The 624-nt window shown below is 63.6% G+C and carries 1 protein-coding gene; it reads left to right on the top strand.

What is annotated here, in order from left to right:
- Positions 1-591, top strand: a 591-nt coding sequence (locus tag A5634_RS13240; RefSeq protein ID WP_172831694.1) for a transposase, incomplete at its 5' end; no start/stop codon positions are given.
- Positions 592-624 lie beyond the last annotated feature (33 nt).

Genomic DNA, 624 nt, shown 5'->3' with positions numbered 1-624 from the left:
GTCGGTGACGGCGCACTGGGGTTCTGGAAGGCGGTACGCGAGGTGTTCCCGGCCACACGGGAGCAGCGGTGCTGGTTTCACAAGCAGGCCAATGTCCTTGCCGCCCTGCCGAAATCAGCGCATCCCGCGGCGCTGGCGGCGATCAAGGACATCTACAACGCCGAGGACATCGACAAGGCCCAGATCGCGGTCAAGGCGTTCGAGGCCGACTTCGGTGCCAAGTACCCCAAAGCGGTCGCCAAGATCACCGACGACCTCGACACCCTGCTGGAGTTCTACAAGTATCCGGCCGAGCATTGGATCCACTTGAGGACGACGAATCCGATCGAAAGCACCTTTGCCACAGTACGTTTGAGAACGAAAGTCACCAAGGGGCCGGGATCACGCGCGGCAGGTCTTGCCATGGCCTACAAGCTGATCGACGCCGCCCAAGCCCGCTGGCGGTCCGTCAACGCCCCGCACCTGGTCGCCCTGGTCCGCGCTGGGGCGACCTTCCACAAAGGCAAACTCCTCGAGCGGCCCACTGCCATCACCCCACCGACACCGCCATCAGACGGCGACGCCCAGCAAGCCGGAACGGAGGTCGCCTGAAACACCCCGATCCACAGGTCTTGACAATTCCTC

Origin of the sequence: Mycobacterium asiaticum (genome assembly GCF_001673365.1) — a bacterium.
Lineage (GTDB): Bacteria > Actinomycetota > Actinomycetes > Mycobacteriales > Mycobacteriaceae > Mycobacterium > Mycobacterium asiaticum_A.
Note: the sequence above shows the minus strand (reverse complement) of the source record. Positions and strands in the feature narration are given on the sequence as shown.